General features: G+C 63.3%; 18 protein-coding genes and 1 pseudogene. 12 read left to right on the top strand and 7 right to left on the bottom strand.

What is annotated here, in order from left to right; genetic code table 11:
- A pseudogene (locus Q3Y53_RS03265) lies at positions 1-272 on the bottom strand (hypothetical protein); the annotation flags it as partial.
- A 122-nt stretch (positions 273-394) separates the two neighbouring features.
- Between Q3Y53_RS03265 and Q3Y53_RS03270 the strand changes: the two are divergent.
- On the top strand, positions 395-568 hold the full coding sequence (locus Q3Y53_RS03270; RefSeq protein ID WP_303532799.1) for a hypothetical protein: 174 nt from the start codon (positions 395-397) through the stop codon (positions 566-568).
- Entirely contained in the window at positions 568-1,761 is a 1,194-nt protein-coding gene (locus tag Q3Y53_RS03275) for a DUF4336 domain-containing protein (RefSeq protein WP_303532801.1), read from the top strand. Before Q3Y53_RS03270 ends, Q3Y53_RS03275 begins: the two co-directional genes overlap by 1 nt.
- On the opposite strand, the gene Q3Y53_RS03280 is transcribed toward Q3Y53_RS03275, so the two are convergent.
- Positions 1,751-2,104 carry a DUF760 domain-containing protein gene (locus Q3Y53_RS03280; RefSeq protein WP_186515172.1) on the bottom strand — a complete coding sequence of 118 codons (354 nt, stop codon included), beginning with the start codon at positions 2,102-2,104 and terminating at the stop codon, positions 1,751-1,753. The two genes, Q3Y53_RS03275 and Q3Y53_RS03280, sit on opposite strands and share 11 nt — an antisense overlap.
- 49 nt (positions 2,105-2,153) lie before the next feature.
- The gene (gene lepB, locus Q3Y53_RS03285) at positions 2,154-2,744 is read right to left on the bottom strand and encodes a signal peptidase I (RefSeq protein ID WP_186515173.1); all 591 of its coding nucleotides are present in this window, start codon (positions 2,742-2,744) and stop codon (positions 2,154-2,156) included.
- Between the two features lie 57 nt (positions 2,745-2,801).
- On the opposite strand from lepB, the gene menD reads away from it, so the two are divergent.
- From menD to murF, 6 genes are read left to right on the top strand one after another with little or no spacing between them, the layout of a single operon-like run.
- On the top strand, positions 2,802-4,487 hold the full coding sequence (gene menD, locus Q3Y53_RS03290) for a 2-succinyl-5-enolpyruvyl-6-hydroxy-3-cyclohexene-1-carboxylic-acid synthase (RefSeq protein ID WP_226424076.1): 1,686 nt from the start codon (positions 2,802-2,804) through the stop codon (positions 4,485-4,487).
- A gap of 5 nt (positions 4,488-4,492) precedes the next feature.
- Positions 4,493-5,362 carry a 1,4-dihydroxy-2-naphthoyl-CoA synthase gene (gene menB, locus Q3Y53_RS03295; protein WP_226424075.1) on the top strand — a complete coding sequence of 290 codons (870 nt, stop codon included), beginning with the start codon at positions 4,493-4,495 and terminating at the stop codon, positions 5,360-5,362.
- 5 nt (positions 5,363-5,367) lie between these two features.
- On the top strand, positions 5,368-5,913 hold the full coding sequence (locus Q3Y53_RS03300) for a L,D-transpeptidase (protein ID WP_303532813.1): 546 nt from the start codon (positions 5,368-5,370) through the stop codon (positions 5,911-5,913).
- A gap of 55 nt (positions 5,914-5,968) precedes the next feature.
- Positions 5,969-7,516, top strand: coding sequence for a glycogen synthase GlgA (glgA, locus tag Q3Y53_RS03305; RefSeq protein ID WP_226424073.1), 1,548 nt, complete (start codon positions 5,969-5,971; stop codon positions 7,514-7,516).
- A gap of 59 nt (positions 7,517-7,575) precedes the next feature.
- Complete coding sequence (locus Q3Y53_RS03310; protein WP_303532814.1) at positions 7,576-8,295, top strand: hypothetical protein; 720 nt, start codon at positions 7,576-7,578, stop codon at positions 8,293-8,295.
- Complete coding sequence (gene murF, locus Q3Y53_RS03315) at positions 8,292-9,641, top strand: UDP-N-acetylmuramoyl-tripeptide--D-alanyl-D-alanine ligase (protein ID WP_226424071.1); 1,350 nt, start codon at positions 8,292-8,294, stop codon at positions 9,639-9,641. Before Q3Y53_RS03310 ends, murF begins: the two co-directional genes overlap by 4 nt.
- 10 nt (positions 9,642-9,651) lie before the next feature.
- Here the strand turns inward: murF and glmU are convergent, their stop codons facing one another.
- From glmU to Q3Y53_RS03335, 4 genes are read right to left on the bottom strand one after another with little or no spacing between them, the layout of a single operon-like run.
- Positions 9,652-11,004 (bottom strand): bifunctional UDP-N-acetylglucosamine diphosphorylase/glucosamine-1-phosphate N-acetyltransferase GlmU, encoded by a 1,353-nt coding sequence (gene glmU / locus Q3Y53_RS03320; RefSeq protein WP_303532816.1) that lies wholly within the window; start codon positions 11,002-11,004, stop codon positions 9,652-9,654.
- A 36-nt stretch (positions 11,005-11,040) separates the two neighbouring features.
- Positions 11,041-11,958 (bottom strand): tRNA (5-methylaminomethyl-2-thiouridine)(34)-methyltransferase MnmD, encoded by a 918-nt coding sequence (locus Q3Y53_RS03325; protein WP_303532819.1) that lies wholly within the window; start codon positions 11,956-11,958, stop codon positions 11,041-11,043.
- Positions 11,939-13,264, bottom strand: a complete 1,326-nt coding sequence (gene aroA / locus Q3Y53_RS03330) for a 3-phosphoshikimate 1-carboxyvinyltransferase (protein WP_303532822.1) — start codon at positions 13,262-13,264, stop codon at positions 11,939-11,941. The genes Q3Y53_RS03325 and aroA overlap by 20 nt, the downstream gene beginning before the upstream one ends.
- 24 nt (positions 13,265-13,288) lie before the next feature.
- Complete coding sequence (locus tag Q3Y53_RS03335; RefSeq protein WP_226424067.1) at positions 13,289-14,851, bottom strand: UbiD family decarboxylase; 1,563 nt, start codon at positions 14,849-14,851, stop codon at positions 13,289-13,291.
- A gap of 63 nt (positions 14,852-14,914) precedes the next feature.
- On the opposite strand from Q3Y53_RS03335, the gene Q3Y53_RS03340 reads away from it, so the two are divergent.
- The 4 genes from Q3Y53_RS03340 to murI are packed head-to-tail and all read left to right on the top strand — an operon-like array spanning position 14,915 to position 18,396.
- Entirely contained in the window at positions 14,915-15,646 is a 732-nt protein-coding gene (locus tag Q3Y53_RS03340; RefSeq protein WP_303533997.1) for a 2-phosphosulfolactate phosphatase family protein, read from the top strand.
- 34 nt (positions 15,647-15,680) lie between these two features.
- Entirely contained in the window at positions 15,681-16,502 is an 822-nt protein-coding gene (locus tag Q3Y53_RS03345; RefSeq protein WP_226424066.1) for a carbon-nitrogen hydrolase family protein, read from the top strand.
- Between the two features lie 5 nt (positions 16,503-16,507).
- Positions 16,508-17,602: an N-acetylmuramoyl-L-alanine amidase gene (locus Q3Y53_RS03350; RefSeq protein ID WP_303532826.1), complete on the top strand. Its 1,095-nt coding sequence runs from the start codon at positions 16,508-16,510 to the stop codon at positions 17,600-17,602.
- Positions 17,599-18,396 (top strand): glutamate racemase, encoded by a 798-nt coding sequence (murI, locus tag Q3Y53_RS03355; protein ID WP_226424064.1) that lies wholly within the window; start codon positions 17,599-17,601, stop codon positions 18,394-18,396. Before Q3Y53_RS03350 ends, murI begins: the two co-directional genes overlap by 4 nt.
- Positions 18,397-18,405 lie beyond the last annotated feature (9 nt).

Below are 18,405 nucleotides of genomic sequence, written 5' to 3' on the forward strand. Positions count from 1 at the left end.
GTGAGCGCTTCCCTCTCTATGCCGACAGCAAGCAGCCGGTTCTGGCCTGAGGCTTGGCCTTGGCTTTCGAACGAGCCATCGCGGATGCCATCGATGTCGACCGGGGGAGCGGCGACGAAAGCGATGACGAAGCAGATGGTGGCAGCCAACAGAGTTGGGATCATCAGCACACCGAACCAACCGACATAGAGACGGTTGTTGGTGGAGGTGACCCACTCGCAGAAGGCCTGCCAGCTGGAAGCGCCGGAGCGCTGCTGGAGGGTGGTGGTCATGAGAACGGAAAGAAGCCGGTGGGACGAATCCCGGTGGCAGATAAGAAAGGTCGGTTAACCCGACAGCGGAAATGTAAAGGAAGTTTGCGGAGCCGACACGACGCCAAGCTCGAGCACTCCTGATGAGATCGATAGGTCCGACTTATCAGTTGTCTGACGATGAGCGTTCAGCAGGCGATTTGCGTGTTGTGTGCATCCGACTCCGACTGCTTGCCGTGATGGGCATAGCGATGTGGGAGGAAGTGATCGGCCTGATGAATGACCTGATCCATTCCTCTGCAGAATCACTGCATTGATGGTGAGTGTGGTGGCTGGAGCTGGTGTGAATCCTGCGGATCAGCGCTGGGGTTTCTGGCCGCTGCTGCCGCTTTATCCCTATGGCCGTCGCCGCACGCTGCTCAGTGAGCTGATCCCTGGTCAGCTCTGGAGCCTGGAGCAGCTGCAGGGTGTCTATTACGTGGCCGTGCCGGTGCGGCTCACCGTGGCCAAGGTTCCTGGTGGCTTGATGTTGGTGAACCCTCTGCCGCCCACCGGTGAGGTTCGCCAAGCCATTTCCGAGCTGGAACAACAGCACGGTCCGGTGCGCTCGATCGTGCTGCCCACCGCCTCTGGTTTGGAGCACAAGCTTCCCCTTGGTCCCCTGGCACGCGCCTTCCTGGATGCGGACATCTGGGTGTGTCCGGGCCAGTGGAGTTTCCCGGTGCAGTTGCCCCTGGCTTGGCTGGGCGTTCCGGCAGGTCGCACCAAGGTGTTGTTCGACGATGGCGTCCCCCACGGCGATGTTTGTGAGTGGTTTTCCCTAGGACCGCTGGACCTTGGCGTGGGCCGCTTCCAGGAAGTCTCCTGTTTGCATCGCCCGTCAGGCGCTCTGCTGGTAACCGACGCCCTAGTGGGCATCAGTGCTGATCCCCCGGCTTTGTTCGATCTCGACCCAACGCCGCTGTTGTTCCATGCCCGCGAACGCGGCGATGAGCCCCTCAGTGATTCAGCGGAAGCCCGCCGCCGCGGCTGGGCTCGGCTGGTGCTATTTGCCTCCTACCTGAGGCCGGAACCGCTGGAGGTGCCTGCGCTGCCGGAGTTGCTGCGGGATGCGTTCAAGCCCGGGCTTCGTTCCCTGAAAGCCCACTTCGGCCTCTACCCCTTCCGCTGGAAGGCTGGTTGGCAGGCTGCAGCCGATGGCTTGATCGGCGAAGAAGCGCCCAAGTTGCAGGTAGCCCCTGTGCTTGAGCGGTTGGTGTTGCCCAGGGCCCAGGAGGCTCTGTTGCGTTGGCTGCAAGCGTTGAGCGGCCTGGCTGAGCTGCGCTGGCTGGTGCCGGCTCACTACAGCGCGCCGGTCACATTTACCCCAGAAACCGTGCAGCAATTGCTCGAGTCATTGCAACAGCGGGAATGGGCGCCCAGTTCAGAGAACTGGGAGTTTCTCGGATCTATCGATCAGCGTTTGCTGGATCTTGGCGTCGTGCCAGATCAGCCCGTGATCAAAGCTTGAGTTCGTCTTCCGGCTCGATTGCCATCTGTTCGTCAGCGAACAGGGTTTCCTCGAGCTCCTTGCGTTGTTCCATCTGGCGCAGGAAATAGCCGGTCATCATTGCCGAGGCCAGCATGTTGGCGAGGTTGTCGCGGTTGGCTGTCACCTTCACCTCAAAGTGCTCGCCGGGAAGCATTCCCAGCAGCCCCTGAACGTTGTGGCGAATGATGTCTTGAATATCGTTGCTTGCTGATTTGGCGACCCGCTGCAGGGTGTCTGGTGACTGCTCCTGCAAGTACTGGATCAGGCTGTTCCCCGCGTGACCCTCACTGCTGTCAGTTGTCAGAAACTCGGGGTTAAACATTCGACTGTGATCTACATCACGAACCCGACCCTAACGCAGCCCATTGGCATCAACCGCCATCGCGGCTGTCGGTGATCCGTAACGGACCGAACCTCTGCAGCGGCCAATACCGCCAGACCGCCGTGCCCAGCACATTGGTCTCTGGCAGTGATCCCCAGAGATGGGAATCAAGGCTGGCATTGCGGTTGTCCCCCATCACCCACAGTTGGTCCGCCGGCACGGTGATCGGAGCCATGTCGTAGTTGATCGGTTCCGCCAACCAGGGTTCTGCTGCCTTTTCGCCGTTGCGGAACAGCTTGCCGTCGTGCACGACCAGCTGATCGCCAGGAAGCCCCACCACCCGCTTGATCAGAGCAGCGGATGCGTCGTAGCCAGCGGCCACGAGCTGCTCGGGAGGGGCGAACACCACCACATCGCCTCGGTGCAGATGGCCGTGGCGGCTGCGGGCCAGGCGGGGCCTCACCTTCTCCACCAGGATGCGGTCCTGCAGCTGCAGGGTGGGCAGCATCGAGCCGGAGGGAATCCAGCGCGGTTCCACCACCAGCCAGCGCAGCAGCAGTGCCAGCAGGGCCCAGAGAATCAGATTGCGCCAGAAGCCCTTGCTGTCTTCTCCTGGAGCGGGTGTCGTGGGTTGGGTCATCGTTGACCGAAGATCACACCAGCCTGGCCTGCAGCACTGTCCATCGCTCGCGCCAATTTGCAGGCCGCCCTCACCTTGCTTGAGGCGTTGTGCCTCCAGGGGCTGAAGCAGCTGGTGCTTTGCCCTGGCAGCCGTTCCGGCCCCCTGGCAACAGCGGCGGGAGTCCTGGCGTCCGAGGCGAAGCTGCAGTTGGTCACGGCCATCGATGAGCGGTCGGCGGCCTTTCTGGCCCTCGGCATGGCCACTGCCCATGGACGTGCCGTGGCGGTGGTCACCACCTCAGGCACCGCGGTGGCCAACCTGCTGCCCGCGGCGGTGGAGGCGGACCGCTCCTGTCAGCCCTTGCTGCTGCTCACGGCGGATCGCCCCGCCCGGCTCAAAAACTGCGGCGCCAATCAGACAGTTAATCAGGAATCCTTTCTGCTCCCGGCCTGTCGTTGGTTCGGCAGTGGCGCGGCAGACGGCGTCCACACGCAGGACAACGACGCCCTTAATGCGCTGGCGGTTCAGGCCTGGCAGCAAGCCCAGGGTGCAGGCACTGGGCCGCCGGGACCGGTGCAGCTCAACCTTCCCTTCGAGGAGCCGCTGCACACCACTCTCGAGCAGCAACAACAGCTGGTTTCGGGTGCACGTTCAACAACTGTTTGCACTGAGCTTTCGCCCGAGATTGGGCCTGCGCCTCGCCTCGATCCAGAGCGCCCTGGGATTGTGATTGCTGGCCCCTGGCGTGGACTCACGCCTTCCGTGGAGGCCTTTCAACAGGCTTTGCATCGCTGGCTGAACCTCAGCGGTTGGCCTCTGTTGGCGGATCCCCTCGCCGCCCTTGCCGCCGATTGCCCCAACCGCATCGAGCACTGGGAGCTGCAATTGGATCGGCTGAACCTCCCTGACGATGCTCAGGTGTTGCGGCTTGGACCGATGCCCGCCAGCCGGCGGCTTGAGGCCTGGCTTCAGCACCATCAGGGTCCTCAACTGTTGATCACCGAAGGGGATTCAAGGCCGCTGGATCCGCTGCAAACGGCCCGCCAATGGTCGGGGGGCATGGCCGCCTGGATCGCCCAACAGCCCGTTCTGGATCAGCTGAGCAAGCCATCTGTCGGGTCCAATGAACTCTCGCCGTGGATTGAGGCCCAGCTGCCCTTGAGTGGTGCCGTCAATGAGCCCGCTCTGGCTTACTGGCTTCCCCAGCTCCTGCCAGAGCGGTTGCCGGTGATGCTGGCTGCCAGTTCACCGGTGCGCGACTGGTTGACCTGGGGCGGGCCCGCCTGCAGCCGCCACCGTTGCTTCAGCTTCCGTGGGGCCTCTGGCATTGACGGCACTTTGTCTCTCGCCATGGGCCTTGCGGCGAATCTCGGTCCGTTGGCTTTGGTGACCGGTGATCTGGCCCTCCTGCATGACAGCAACGGTTGGCTGCATGCGTCGTCCACCTCGGCACCTCCACCACTGCTGGTGCTGCTGATCGACAACGGCGGCGGCGGCATTTTTCAGCAGTTGCCCATTGCCAAAGCGGGCTTCGAATCGCTCTTTGCCATGCCCCAGCAGGTGGATCCCCTGGCCCAGGCGGCGGCCCATGGTGTGCCTGGACGCCAGGTGGCCTGTTTGGATGACCTTCAGGAGTCCTTGGCCTGGGGCTTGTCGCAGGAGAGGCCGGTGTTGTTGCGGATCTGCAGCGACCGTGGTCGTGATGCCGACCTGCGTCAGCAGCTGCGCGCCGCTGCTCAGAATGAATGCACTGAGCTCTGAGCCCGATGAGTGACATGCGTCAGGTGCTCCCCGGTGCGCCAAGCGCGCAATGGACAGCGTGGGGCAGCTACCAGGACATCCTTGTGGACCGTTGCGCGGATGGCCTGGCTCGCGTGGCCATCAACCGCCCCGCCAAGCGCAATGCCTTCCGCCCGCAGACGGTGATGGAGCTGTGTGATGCCTTTACGCGCATCCGGGATGACCGTGAAATCGGTGTGGTGCTGTTCACGGGGGTCGGCCCGGCCCCCGATGGTGGCTATGCCTTCTGTTCCGGTGGTGATCAGAGTGTGCGTGGGGACGGTGGTTACATCGGTGAGGACGGCCTGCCGCGCTTGAACGTGCTGGATCTGCAGCGCATCATCCGCAGCCTGCCCAAGGTGGTGATCGCTCTGGTGGCGGGCTATGCCATGGGTGGCGGTCAGGTGCTGCATCTGCTCTGCGACCTCAGCATCGCCGCCGACAACGCCGTGTTTGGCCAGACCGGACCCAAGGTCGGCAGTTTTGACGGCGGCTTTGGTGCGGGCTACCTGGCGCGGGTGGTTGGCCAGCGCAAGGCACGTGAAATCTGGTTTCTCTGCCGCCGTTATGGCGCGGAGGAGGCTCTGGAGATGGGGCTCGTCAATGCCGTAGTGCCGTTGGAGCAGCTGGAGGCGGAGGGGGTGCGTTGGGCCCGGGAGGTGCTGCAGCACAGCCCTACGGCTATCCGTTGCCTCAAGGCCGCATTCAACGCCGAAACCGATGGCCTCGCCGGGCTGCAGGAGTTGGCCGGCAATGCCACCCATCTCTTTTATCGAACTGAAGAAGCCGTGGAAGGCCGCAATGCCTTCCTCGAGAAGCGGTCTCCAGATTTTTCCGAGACAGGCTGGTTACCCTGACCAACATGCTGCCTCTTCCTCCGCCGGAACCTCTGGCCCTGCTACAGGCGGCGGCTGCGGATTCCGTGACGGCAAGCCTGGCCTCATTGCCTCAAGATCTGCGCGGCCAGAACAGTCGCCACGTGGTGATGCTGCGCGGCCGTCGCCGTGTGTTTCTGCTCGACAACGGCAAGCTGCGCAACGCCTTTCCGGTGGCCATCGGCATGCCCGGCTGGGAGACCCCCACCGGACACTTTGAAGTGCTGCAGAAGATTCCCGATCCGGTGTGGGTGCACCCGGTGAGTGGCGAGCGGGTGGAGGAACAAGGGCCCGACAATCCCTTGGGCAGCCATTGGATCGCCTTCCATCGCGACTGCCTCGGACGTGATGCCCATGACGGCGAGGCCTGGATCACGATCAAGGGATGCACCACCACGGGGTTCCACGGCACCCCCCACCGCTGGACGGTGGGACGGGCCGTCTCCCATGGCTGCGTGCGGCTTTACAACGAAGATGTGAGTGCCCTGTATCGCCAGGTGTCGCTTGGAACTCAGGTGACGGTTCTTCCCTGACGGAACAGATTCCTAAATTCCCCTTAAAGTCGCCGCGCCAACGCCGATCTGAGACATGCGCATCCTCTTCGCTGCAGCGGAATGCGCCCCGATGATCAAGGTTGGAGGGATGGGCGATGTTGTTGGCTCTTTGCCGCCAGCATTGGCCAAGCTCGGCCACGACGTGCGCCTGATCATGCCGGGCTACGCCAAGCTCTGGAGCCGCCTCAACGTGCCGGCAGAGCCGATCTGGCGGGCCCAGACGATGGGTACCGAGTTCGCTGTCTACGAAACGAAGCATCCCACCAATGGGATGACGATTTACCTCGTTGGTCACCCGGTGTTTGATCCGGAGCGCATCTACGGCGGTGAAGACGAGGACTGGCGCTTCACCTTCTTTGCCAGTGCTGCTGCCGAGTTCTCTTGGAACGTCTGGAAGCCTCAGGTGCTGCATTGCCACGATTGGCACACCGGAATGATTCCGGTCTGGATGCATCAAGACCCTGACATCAGCACGGTGTTCACCATCCACAACCTCAAGTACCAGGGCCCATGGCGCTGGAAGCTCGACCGGATGACCTGGTGCCCCTGGTACATGCAGGGGGATCACACCATGGCCGCAGCGCTGCTGTATGCCGACAGGGTCAATGCGGTGTCGCCCACTTACGCCCAGGAGATCCGCACGGCGGAATACGGCGAAAAACTGGAGGGTCTGCTCAACTTCGTCTCGGGCAAGCTGCGCGGCATCCTCAACGGCATTGATCTGGATGCCTGGGATCCAGCCACCGATCGATCCCTGCCGGCGAACTTCAGCTCCGAAGATCTCTCCGGCAAGGCCGTTTGCAAGCAGGTGCTCCAGGAGCGGATGGGCCTGGAGGTACGGGAGGACGCCTTCGTTCTGGGTATGGTCAGCCGCCTTGTCGACCAGAAGGGAGTCGATCTGCTGCTGCAGGTTGCTGATCGCCTCTTGGCTTACACCGATACCCAGATCGTTGTGCTGGGAACTGGAGACCGTGGCCTGGAATCCGGACTCTGGCAACTCGCATCGCGTCACCCGGGCAAGTGCGCCGTCTTCCTCACCTACGACGATGACCTGTCGCGGTTGATCTACGGCGGCAGCGATGCCTTCCTGATGCCGAGCCGGTTTGAGCCCTGTGGCATCAGCCAGCTCTATGCCATGCGCTACGGCTCAGTGCCCGTGGTTCGCAAGGTTGGCGGGCTCGTCGACACGGTCCCGCCCCACATCCCCGCTGCCGACAGCGGCACTGGGTTCTGCTTCGATCGCTTTGAGCCGGTCGACTTCTACACATCCCTGGTGCGGGCTTGGGAAGCCTTCCGCCACCGTGACAGCTGGGTCGAGCTGCAGAAACGCGGCATGAATCAGGACTACAGCTGGGATCGTTCCGCGGTCGATTACGACCTCATGTACAAGGACGTTTGCGGCATCAAGGAACCCACGCCGGATGCTGCCCTGGTGGAACAGTTCTCCCAAGGTCAGGCTGCTGATCCCTCCCGTTCCGAGGGGCAGACTGAAGAGGCCAGGGTTCCTGCTGAGGCGACCTCCGCCAGTCCCTCCGCCAGTCGGAATCCCCTGAACCGTCTCTTCGGTCGTCGATCCAGTTGAGTTTGAGCGAGCCCGCCCGATCCGACTCCCCCACTGAGGCGCGATCTGAGTCTCAGAGCGTGGAGCCATCGGGCAATCTTCCGGCTCCCTACGTCAGCCCTTGGCAGGAGTTCGGCCGCAACCTGCAGGCGATGGCTGCGGATGTTCGGCTCAGGGGCCAGGAACTCTGGCGCCGCAATCGTGAAGGCGAGCTTTCGGTTCCAGGCTTCTGGCCCCGGGATCTGGCCCCCAGCTTCTGGCCGCTGTTGCTGGTGTTGGTGCTCCTGCTGCCGCTGGCTGGAGTCCGCTTCTGGCAGGACCATGCCAGCCGTGCCCCGCGTCCTGAGCTGGTCGAAGTGCAGCGGACGTCTCCCCTTGAGTTTCCCGTGCCGGAGCTGATCCCAGCACCACAGCCCATTGCGGAGGAGCCTTCACCCATGCCGGAGGCTGTGAATGCTGAGCCACCCTTGGAGGCATCGGGGCTGGACGAGCCCCTCCAACCCCAACTCAGTTTCGATCCTCTCTTCTCTCTGTTTCAGGACACGGCCGTCCCCGAAGGATTGCTCCGTTCAGCCAAGCCCGTTCCGGAGCAGGACCGCTTGCTGTTGGAGTTGTCTGTTGACGTTTGGGAGCAGTTGCCGCTCGATCAGCGCCAGGCCCTCGCCTCCAGTTGGCTTCAGGCGGCGTTCGAGCTGGATTACGCCAGTCTTCAGTTGGTCGATGAACAGGGCGATCTGTTGGGGCGGTCAGCTCGGGTTGGTGGCGGCATGATCCTTTTTGACCTCGGGTTGGTGGGATGACCCTGACGCTGCGTCAGCTGACTGATGCTTGGGGAACACCCCAGGGCGGCAAATTTCAACCGGATGTCCTACTGGGACGGGTGTGTACCGACAGCCGTCAGCTTCAGGCAGGAGATTTTTTTGTCCCCTTGGTGGGCGAGCGCTTCGATGGTCATCGCTTCCTCGACCAAGTGCCTGAACACAAGGTCCAGGCTGCTGTTGTGAGCCGCAGCTGGGCTGAACCGTTGCCGCCGGACCTGCTGCATTGGCGAGTGGACGACACACTGCTGGCTTATCAACAGCTGGCCTTGCTGCATCGCCGTGCCCTGGGCCAGCCCCTGGTGGCGGTGACGGGTTCAGCCGGCAAAACCACAACCCGGGAGTTGATCCGGGCGGCATTGGCTCCGCTGGGATCGATTCAGGCCAGTGAAGGCAACAACAACAATGATGTTGGGGTTCCGCTCACCGTGTTAGGGGCTGATGTTGATCATCGTGCCCTGGTGATCGAGATGGGTATGCGGGGGCCTGGGGAGATCGAGCGCCTCTCCCGCTGCACGGAGCCTGATCTAGCGGTGATCACCAACATCGGAACAGCCCATATCGGTCGTCTCGGCAGCCGTGAGGCGATTGCAGCGGCCAAATGTGAGATCACCGCTGGGCTGCATGCCAAGGGAACCGTGGTGATTCCAGCAGGTGATCTCCTGCTGGAATCTGCGTTGGCGGCGGTCTGGTCCGGCCGGGTGTTGCGTGTGCGCCTGGCTGACGACCCCGAGGTCGGAGCCGATCTGGTAGGTGAAATCAAGGGCGACCAGTTGCTGATCGATTCAGATCGTCTCCCGCTTCATTTGGACGGGCGCCATAACGCCCGCAATCTGCTTTTGGCCGTAGCTGTTGCTGACCAATTGGGCGTGTCTCGCAAGGCGTTGCAAGGCATGCAGGTCAAGGTGCCGGGCGGACGCAACCGCCGCCTGCAGCAGGGTGGTTTGACACTTCTCGATGAGACCTACAACGCCTCACCCGAGGCGGTGTTGGCGGCTCTTGAGCTGCTGGCTGCGCAACCGGGGCGACGTTTTGCCGTGCTGGGCACGATGTTGGAGCTCGGGGATCGCAGCCTGGAGCTGCATCAAGAGGTCGCCGCCCGCGCAGTGCAGCTCGGCCTGGACGGCCTAGTGCTGGTGGATGGTGGTGCGGAGGGCAAGGCGATGGCTGAAGTGGCGTCATCCCTTCCCCACCTGAAGCTGGTGTCAAAACCGGAAGACGCCGCAGCTCCCTTGGCAGCTTGGCTGGAGTCCGGGGATGTTCTGTTGCTCAAGGCCAGCCGCGGTGTTGCCCTGGAACGGTTGATACCGCTGTTGCCATGCCTTTAAAAGGGCTGGATTAAACCTTTCGTTCCGCCCAGCCGTCTTTGGTCATCTGGCGGGCGCGACCAATCGCCAGGGCCCCATCGGCCACATCCTTGGTGATCGTTGATCCTGCGCCGATGGTGGCGCGTTCGCCGACGTTAATTGGGGCAACCAGCACGGAATTGGCGCCGGTTTTGCTGTTGCTGCCGATCACGGTGCGGTGCTTGTTCACCCCGTCGTAGTTGGCAGTGATTGTTCCAGCCCCAACGTTGACGTTCTCCCCGAGTTGGGCGTCGCCGATGTAGCTGAGGTGGTTCACCTTGGTGCCAGCCCCCAGCTGGCTTTTCTTCACCTCGACAAAGTTGCCGATGCGGCAGCCATCACCGACGTCTGCGGCTGGCCGGAGGTGAGCAAAAGGACCGATGGCAACGTTGTTGCCCACCGTGGCCTCACGCACCACGGAGTGCACCACACTGACGTTGGCCCCCACAGATGCGTCCTCGATCAGGCTGCCGGGGCCGATTCGGGAGTTGTCGCCAATCACGCAGCGGCCACGAAAATGGGTTTGCGGTTCGATCACCACATCACGGCCGAAGCTGCAGCCTTCACTCAAGGTGCAACTGTCGGGATCAATGAAGGTGACCCCTTCATCCATCCAGTGGTGGCGCAATCTCTGCTGCAACAGGGCTTCGCACTGTGCGAGTTGCCGCCGGTTGTTGATGCCGTTCACCTCATCGGCATCGGCCACCTCAAGGTGCATGGCCTTGGGCAGCATCGCCACCGTGTCGGTGAGGTAAAGCTCTCCCTGATCGTTGTCGGTGCTGAGCTTCGGCAGCACGTTGGCCAGGGCCGTCCAGTTGAAGCAGTAGATCCCGGCGTTGGTGAGGTTGTTGCTGCGTTGCTCGTCCGTGCAATCGCGATGCTCAATGATGCTGCTCACCTGGCCGTCGGCTTCGGCGAAAACACGCCCGTAACCGGTGGGATCCTCGAGCCGTGCTGTCAGCAGGGTGACATCGGCACCGCTGGCCCGGTGCTGTTGCACCAATGCTTCAACCGTTTCACTTCTCAGCAGCGGCACATCACCGTTGAGCACGAGTAGTTCGCCTTCAAAGCTCTGCAGCGACGGGATCAGCTGTTGCACCGCATGGCCCGTGCCGTTCTGGGGCTGCTGCAGCACAAATTCCAGGCCTCCGAGCGGAGCCAGCTGCTGCTCCACCCGTTCGGCTTGATGGCCCACGATTAGCAGCCGCCGTTCCGGTTGCAGGTTGCCGGCACTGGCGAGCACCCGTTCCACCAGGGTGGCTCCCGCCAGCGGTTGGAGCACTTTCGGAAGTGCGCTCTTCATGCGGGTGCCTTTTCCAGCGGCCAGAACGGCTACGGCGAGCATGCGGAGCGAGGGGAGGACGGGCGGAATCTACCGGGCTCAGGACGGACTGTCCCTGCGCCAGCGCCTTTGCCAGGCATTGGTGGCTTCGTGGCCGCAATGCTCCTGTTCAAGGCGGCGGCGCTCAAGGATGACTTCAGCCGTGGCGTTGCCCACGGGATCGCGAAACGGCACGGCTGCACGCGTCTGCAGGTGTTCCCATTCCATCGCCGAGAGGAGGCGCCAACCGGGCCCGGCCTGCGGACAGTTGGAGTCCGGCGGCGTGGCCAGGGTGCCGCTGCTCCACCCCACCCGTTCGCCCGGGGCTGGCAACAGTGAAAACAGGCTCAAGCCCGCTCGTTTCAGACTGGCCCGCACCGCAGCGGAACGGCTGTAGGTCAGCAACCGTCCCTGCGGCGCCAAGCGATGCGCCAGGGCTCCCAGGAATTCCTCGCTCCACAGTTCTGGGCAGCGCTGGGGCGAGAAGGCATCCAACAGAATCAGATCAAAGCGAACGGGCTCAGGAATCTGCTGGAGCATCGATCGGGCGTCTCCCCAGAGCTGGATCCCTCGGCTGTTGTGCTCTTGCCAGCCGCCGTTGACGCGGATGGCTTCAAGCTTCGCCAGCACAGGGTCTGACCAGAGGGATTGGAAGCTCGCCTGCTCCAAGGCTTGTTCCAAGGGGCGGCGGTCCAGCTCAAGCCCCCACCACTGCAGCTTCGGCCCAGCCGTCGGCAAGGCCTCCAGCACAGCGGCCGTGTTGTAACCGAGCCCCAGGCATACATCCAGGATCCTTAATTGAGATCCGCTGCTGAAGCGCTGCAGCTCCGCGGGTTGTACGAACTTGGCCCGGGCCTCATTCAGGGCCCCCGCCGAGTTGTGAAAGGCCTCCCCGAAGTGATCGCTGTGCAGGCTGAAGCTGCCATCCGCTGTCGGGTAGAAGCGGAGCGCGCCGAGCTCAGCAGCGGAGCCGTTCAAGTTCGTCCCAGAACGAGGGGTACGACACGGCTGCGGCTTCGCTTCTCGCCAGGCTGGAGTTGCCGTCGGCGAGAATCGCTGCGATACCAAGGCTCATCGCCACCCGGTGATCGGTCTCGCTGTCGAGCACGGCTCCCTTGAGCGGCCGACCGCCACGGATGGTCATGCCGTCTTGATGTTCATCAATGTCGGCCCCCATGGCCTTGAGCTGACGGGCCATCACCGCCAGCCGATCGGTTTCCTTCACCCGCAGTTCAGACGCTCCACTGATCCGACTTTCGCCCTCGCAGAAACAGGCGGCAACGCTGAGGATCGGCACTTCATCCACGAGGCGGGGCATGATCTCCTCGCCGAAGTGGAAGGGTTTCAAGGGGCCGTGGGTCACCCGGAGATCGCCTACGGGTTCACCCGCCACATCGCGGGGGTTGAGCACCTCGATTCGGGCACCCATCTGTTCCAACACCTCCAGAATCCCGGTGCGTGTGGGGTTCAGCCCCACGTTCTCGATGGTGAGATCGGCGCCTGGAATTAGGGCTCCAGCCACAAGCCAGAAGGCCGCTGAACTGATGTCTCCAGGGACCACCACGTTCTGGCCATGCAGGGTGGCGCCGGGACGCACGCTGATGTGCCGTCCCATTTCCCCTCCCACGCTGATATCGGCGCCGAAGGCCTTGAGCATCCGTTCGCTGTGATCGCGGGACTGGGCCGGTTCGATCACAGTGGTCGGGCTCTCGGCCGTGAGTGCAGCCAGCAGCAGGGCTGATTTCACCTGAGCACTGGCCACCGGCGTGCCGATCACCGTTCCTTTCAGCCGGCGCCCTTGCACTGCCAGCGGTGCCAGGTTGCCCCCATCACGGCCACGCACATCCGCCCCCATCGATGCCAATGGTTGGCCAACCCGACGCATCGGGCGGCGGCGCAGGGACGCATCGCCATCCAGCACGAAATGGCGACCGTCGCGGCCCGCCAGCAGGCCGAGCATCAATCGCATCGTGGTGCCGGAGTTGCCGCAGTCGAGCACTTCTGCTGGCTCCTGTAATCCATCCAGGCCCACGCCCTCAACGGTGACGATGCCGCCGTCGGTGATCGGGCTGATGCTGACGCCCATGGCCCGCAGACAGGCGGCCGTGCTCAATGGGTCTTCAGCCGGGAGCAGGCCGTCAATCGTTGTCGTGCCCTCCGCTATGGCGCCAAACAGCAGCGATCGGTGTGAGATCGATTTATCGCCCGGGACCTTCACCCGTCCCTGGAGGCTGCCTCCGGCCTTGAGCTCACGGGGGTCGTCGGATTGGCCTGTGCCGCTCAAGGTTGCAACGTCGTTGGGCTGATCCTATTGGCCGGTCTTCAGGCCCTGAATCAGGCGGTCGAGGGCATAGCCGAACAGGCTGGGGTCGGGGTCGTCGTTGCCGAGATCTTCCAGCCCCAGCTCGGCCCAGCGGTCGCTGACCCGTTGTTCCAGATCCGCCGGACGGCTGAGGGGTTCACCCCATTCGTGATTTTTTTCCGGTCCCACCTTGGTGGTGGCATCGATGGCCAGTCGTCCCCCAAGGCCCAACTGCTCGCTGGCGAAGTCCAGGGTGTCGAAGGGGGTGTTCTCCAGGGTGAACAGGTCGCGCTGGGGATCCACCTGGGCCGCGATGGCCCAGACCACCTGGCGCGGATCGCGCACGTTGATGTGACTGTCCACCACCACCACGAATTTGGTGTATGTGAATTGCGGCAAGGCACTCCAGAAGGCCATGGCAGCACGCTTCGCCTGCCCCGGATAGGCCTTGTCAATCGAAATCACCGCCAGCTTGTAGCTGAGGGCTTCCATCGGCAGGAAGAAATCGGTGATCTCCGGAATCTGCTGCCGCAGGATCGGTGTGTAGATCCGGTTCAGAGCGATGGCAAGCATCGCTTCTTCCTTGGGAGGACGGCCGCTGAAGGTGGTGAGAAACACCGGATCCCGCCGTTGGGTCATGCAGTGGAACCGCACTAGAGGTGAGTCCTCCACACCGCCGTAGAAGCCCATGTGATCTCCGAAGGGGCCATCCGGCAGCACTTCCCCTGGGGTGATCGTTCCTTCCAGCACCACTTCGCTGTGGCTGGGCACCTGCAGGTCGATGGTTTTGCAGGGGGCCAGACGCACCCCTTCTCCGGCATAGATGCCTGCGAACAGCCATTCGCTGAGCTGCACCGGGATCGGTGTGGCGGCGGCCATCACCAGCAGCGGGTGCACGCCGATGGCCACCGCCACCTCCAACTTCTTTCCCATGGCGGCGGCCTTGCGCAGGTGGCGGGCGCCGCCGCGCACGCTCAACCAGTGGACGGTCATCGTGTTCACCGACTGCTTTTGAAGCCGGTAGACGCCCACGTTGGGGACGCCGGTTTCTGGGTCTTTGGTGATCACCAGCCCAAGGGTGATCACGCCTCCGGCATCACCGGGCCAAGGCCGAATCAATGGGATGTTGTCGAGATCGACCTCATTGCCGCGGAACACCTGCTGCCGGCAGGGGGGTGTGAGGTCTCGGTCGGGCTTGGCTTTGACCAGGTCCCAGAAGACGCGGGCGAATTGTTTGGTTTCCTCCAGCCCCTTGGGTGGTCTGGGTTGCTGAAGCAGGGCCAGACGTGATCCCAGCTCCTCCAGCTGCTCGGCCCGTTCGAGGCCCATACTCCACACCACCCGTTCCACAGTGCCGAGGGTGTTGACGGCCACCGGCATGGACGAGCCGATCACGTTCTCGAACAGCAGGGCAGGCCCTCCCTGACTCAGCACCCGGTCGGCAATGGCCGCCAGCTCGAGGTCGGGGTCCACCGGCGCCGTGATCCGTCGCAGCTGGCCGCGCTCCTCGAGGAGCTTGAGGAAGCCCCGCAGATCTCGTGTGGCCGGACCGGATTGGAACAGGGCCATGGGATGACGGTCTCGGCGCAAGCGGTCTCGGTACTGTGTCGCACGCCGGTGTACAGCGTGGCCATGCAGATCTCCTACTTCCATGTGCCGGCAGAGATGCCGCAGGACCTTCGCCCCGATGCGGCGGTGGTGATTGATGTGCTGCGGGCCACCACCACCATTGCCTGGGCGTTGCACAACGGTGCTGAGGCGGTGCAGGCCTTCGCCAGCCTCGACGATCTGCGCAGTGCGGCAGCGGCGTGGCCTGCCGATGCGCGTCTGCTGCTGGGCGAGCGCGGTGGCCAGATGCTCGAGGGCTTTGACCTGGGCAACTCACCTGTTGCCGTGAATCCGGAGCGGGTGGCTGGCAAGCGTCTGTTTATGAGCACCACCAATGGCACCCGTGCTCTTGATCGTGTGCGCGAAGTTCCCCTGCTGTTGACGGCGGCGTTGCCGAACCGCGATGCCGTGGCTCAGCGTTTGCTGGCGAAACAACCCAGCCATTTGGCGATTGTTGGCAGCGGATGGGAGGGGGCCTATTCCCTGGAGGATTCACTGGCCGCTGGAGCCTTGGGCCATCGGTTGCTGGAGCTGGATCCCACCGGGAGCAGCGCCGCCAATGACGAACTCACTGCAGCCGTTTCCCTTTGGCGTCAGTGGCAATCCGATCCAGAGGCGTGTCTTCGCAAGGCGACCCATGGGCAGCGGTTGATTCGCCTGGGCGATCACGACGCGGATTTCCGCTGCTGTGCTGGCCTCGACCAGCTCAGTGTCGTTCCGACACAGGTCGAGCCCGGGGTGCTTCGGGCGGCCTGACCCTCATTAAAATCACTTCATCTGATCAGTGCATGTGAGCGACTTCCTGGCGGCGGCTGTCCAGCTGACGAGCGGTCAGGACCCGGAGCTCAACTTCAATGCGGCTGAAGAGCAGATCGATCTGGCTGCCCGCCGGGGGGCAGAACTGATTGGTCTGCCCGAAAACTTCGCCTTTATGGGTGAGGACTCCCGGCGCCTTGAGCTGGCCCCCGACCTGGCTGAGCAGAGCAGCCGCTTCCTGGTGACTATGGCGCGTCGTTACCAGGTGGCGCTGCTTGGTGGTGGCTTTCCTGTGCCGGTGGGTGATGGATCGCGAACCCTCAACCGCGCTGAGCTCGTCGACCGTGACGGCATGCTCCTGGGCCGTTACGACAAGATTCATCTCTTTGATGTCGACCTGCCGGACGGCAACACTTATCGCGAGTCAGCAACAGTGAACCCAGGCAGGGATTTGCCTCCGGTCGTTGAGATTCCTGGTCTCTGCAAGGTGGGGCTGTCCATTTGCTACGACGTGCGGTTTCCTGAGCTCTATCGCCATCTCGTCGGTGCCGGCGCAGACCTGTTGATGATTCCTGCGGCATTCACAGCCTTCACCGGCAAAGACCACTGGCAGGTGCTTCTGCAGGCCAGGGCCATTGAGAACACGGCCTACGTGCTGGCTCCGGCGCAGACAGGTGTCCATCACGGTCGGCGTCAGAGCCATGGACACGCCCTGGTGATTGATCCCTGGGGAACAGTCCTCGCTGATGCGGGTGTGCAGGCAGGAGCAGCCATTGCTCCGGTGAACACCAATCACCTCGGTCATGTTCGGGGTCAGATGCCGAGCCTTCGGCACCGCCAACCCGCTCTGTTCTGAGCGCCATGGCTCCGGCGTCGTCCCGACGGCTGGCCTGGCTTCTGGCCGCGGCCCTGCAGTGCACAGCTTTCACCCAGGCGTTGCCTGCCCGAGCCGCCAGTGCCTTGGCCGCCTGGGCCTTCACCGAGGCGGGAGTTCTCAAGCTGCGCACGAGCCGGAACGCTCGATTGGAGGCGTTTTTTCAGGCCGCCAGCGATGGTCGCGGCACCAGGGTCTGGATTGATATTCCTGGTGAGCTGAGATTCCCGCGGCGCTTGGCCGGACGTGGTGCTGTTCGTGAGATCCGGCTGGGTAAGCCCCGCGCGGGTGCCACCCGTCTGGTGGTGGAATTCCGCCCTGATGTAGATCTCAATCCCAACGATCTGCGCCTGCGTGGAACCGCGCCGGATCGCTGGGAACTTGTGTTCACCGGCCTGCCCACCCGCGGCTTGGATGATTTCGGCGAAGGCGATCTGACCGGTCGTGCCACGGCCTGGCTCCCACCGGGTGGATTCCGTCCCACCCGCACGCCGGTCGACCCTTCCGGGCTGCCCACGGTGGCCCCCAACCGCTACCGCATCGTGATTGACCCCGGTCATGGCGGTCCAGATCCGGGGGCTATCGGCATTGGTGGTCTGCGCGAGACCGACGTGGTTTTGGATGTGTCGCTGCAAGTGGCCGACCTGCTGAGGGCGAGGGGCGTGGATGTGCGCTTGACCCGCACGCGTGAAGTGGATGTGGACTTGCCGCCGCGGGTGTCCCTGGCGAATCGCAGCGGGGCCACTGCATTCGTGAGCATCCATGCCAATGCCCTGAGCATGAATCGTCCGGATGTGAACGGGATCGAGACTTTCTTCTTTTCAGACCCCCGTTCTGGACGCCTGGCTTCCTATCTGCAGCAGCAGATGATGAACGTGTCATCCGGAACACCGAATCGCGGCGTTAGACGCGGTCGCTTCTTCGTGATCCGGCGCAGCACCATGCCTTCGGCCCTGGTGGAGATGGGATTTGTTACTGGGGCGATTGACGCGCCGCGACTGGCCAATGCCGACCATCGCCGCCGGTTGGCCTTGGCCCTGGCGGCCGGCATTCTCAACTACCTCAAGCAGGAGGTGCGATGACGCAGCAACTGCTGGGGTTCTTCGACAGCGGACTTGGTGGCTTGACGGTTCTGCGCCGGGTGCTCGAACGCCATGGGTCTGTCCCTTGCGTTTACCTCGGCGATACGGCCCGGGTTCCATACGGCAATCGTCAACCGGATGACATCCGGCGCATCGCCGCTGAAGTGGTGGGTTGGTTGCGCGGCCAACAGGTGTCCACGGTGGTGATGGCCTGCAACACCACCAATGCCTTGGCAAGGGATGTGGCCGAGGGGCAGGCCGGGGTGCCGGTCATCGGACTGATCGGCGCCGCCGCGGCAATGGTTGAAACGCGCCGTGTTGGAGTGTTGGCCACACCAGCCACCGTGGCCTCCTCGGCCTACCGGGCCAGCATCGAAGCACTTCATCCAGGGTCGGTGGTGATTGAGCAGGCCTGTCCTGCTTTTGTTCCCCTGATCGAAGCCGGCGAGATGAACAGCGAAGACTTGCGCCGTGCAGCCCAGGCCTATCTCGAACCCTTGCTGGCGGCTTCAGTCGACTCGATCGTGCTGGGTTGCACCCATTACCCGCTGGTGGTGCCCCTGTTGCGTCAGCTGCTGCCGGAATCGGTCCAGATCATTGACCCGGCAATCGGTGTGGCTCGTCAACTGGATGCCGTTTTGGGGCCACCGACGCGGATTTCGCCGACTCCAAGGCCGTTTTCCTTGGAGAGCTGCCGCTTCTGCGTCACCGCTGACCCCGATGGCTTCGCGATGCGCGCCACCCCCTGGCTGGGCCAGCGGCCTGCCGTCAGCCTTCAGCTGCTGCAGGACTGAGCGTGGGGC

The sequence above is a fragment of the Synechococcus sp. YX-04-1 genome, assembly GCF_030546365.1.
GTDB lineage: Bacteria > Cyanobacteriota > Cyanobacteriia > PCC-6307 > Cyanobiaceae > Parasynechococcus.

Coding starts and splice junctions, on each gene's coding strand:
- Q3Y53_RS03270 (WP_303532799.1), top strand. CDS start 395: ATGAGATCGATAGGTCCGACTTATCAGTTGTCTGACGATGAGCGTTCA.
- Q3Y53_RS03275 (WP_303532801.1), top strand. CDS start 568: ATGGTGAGTGTGGTGGCTGGAGCTGGTGTGAATCCTGCGGATCAGCGC.
- Q3Y53_RS03280 (WP_186515172.1), bottom strand. CDS start 2,104: ATGTTTAACCCCGAGTTTCTGACAACTGACAGCAGTGAGGGTCACGCG.
- lepB (WP_186515173.1), bottom strand. CDS start 2,744: ATGACCCAACCCACGACACCCGCTCCAGGAGAAGACAGCAAGGGCTTC.
- menB (WP_226424075.1), top strand. CDS start 4,493: ATGAGTGACATGCGTCAGGTGCTCCCCGGTGCGCCAAGCGCGCAATGG.
- Q3Y53_RS03300 (WP_303532813.1), top strand. CDS start 5,368: ATGCTGCCTCTTCCTCCGCCGGAACCTCTGGCCCTGCTACAGGCGGCG.
- glgA (WP_226424073.1), top strand. CDS start 5,969: ATGCGCATCCTCTTCGCTGCAGCGGAATGCGCCCCGATGATCAAGGTT.
- murF (WP_226424071.1), top strand. CDS start 8,292: ATGACCCTGACGCTGCGTCAGCTGACTGATGCTTGGGGAACACCCCAG.
- glmU (WP_303532816.1), bottom strand. CDS start 11,004: ATGCTCGCCGTAGCCGTTCTGGCCGCTGGAAAAGGCACCCGCATGAAG.
- Q3Y53_RS03335 (WP_226424067.1), bottom strand. CDS start 14,851: ATGGCCCTGTTCCAATCCGGTCCGGCCACACGAGATCTGCGGGGCTTC.
- Q3Y53_RS03340 (WP_303533997.1), top strand. CDS start 14,915: ATGCAGATCTCCTACTTCCATGTGCCGGCAGAGATGCCGCAGGACCTT.
- Q3Y53_RS03350 (WP_303532826.1), top strand. CDS start 16,508: ATGGCTCCGGCGTCGTCCCGACGGCTGGCCTGGCTTCTGGCCGCGGCC.
- murI (WP_226424064.1), top strand. CDS start 17,599: ATGACGCAGCAACTGCTGGGGTTCTTCGACAGCGGACTTGGTGGCTTG.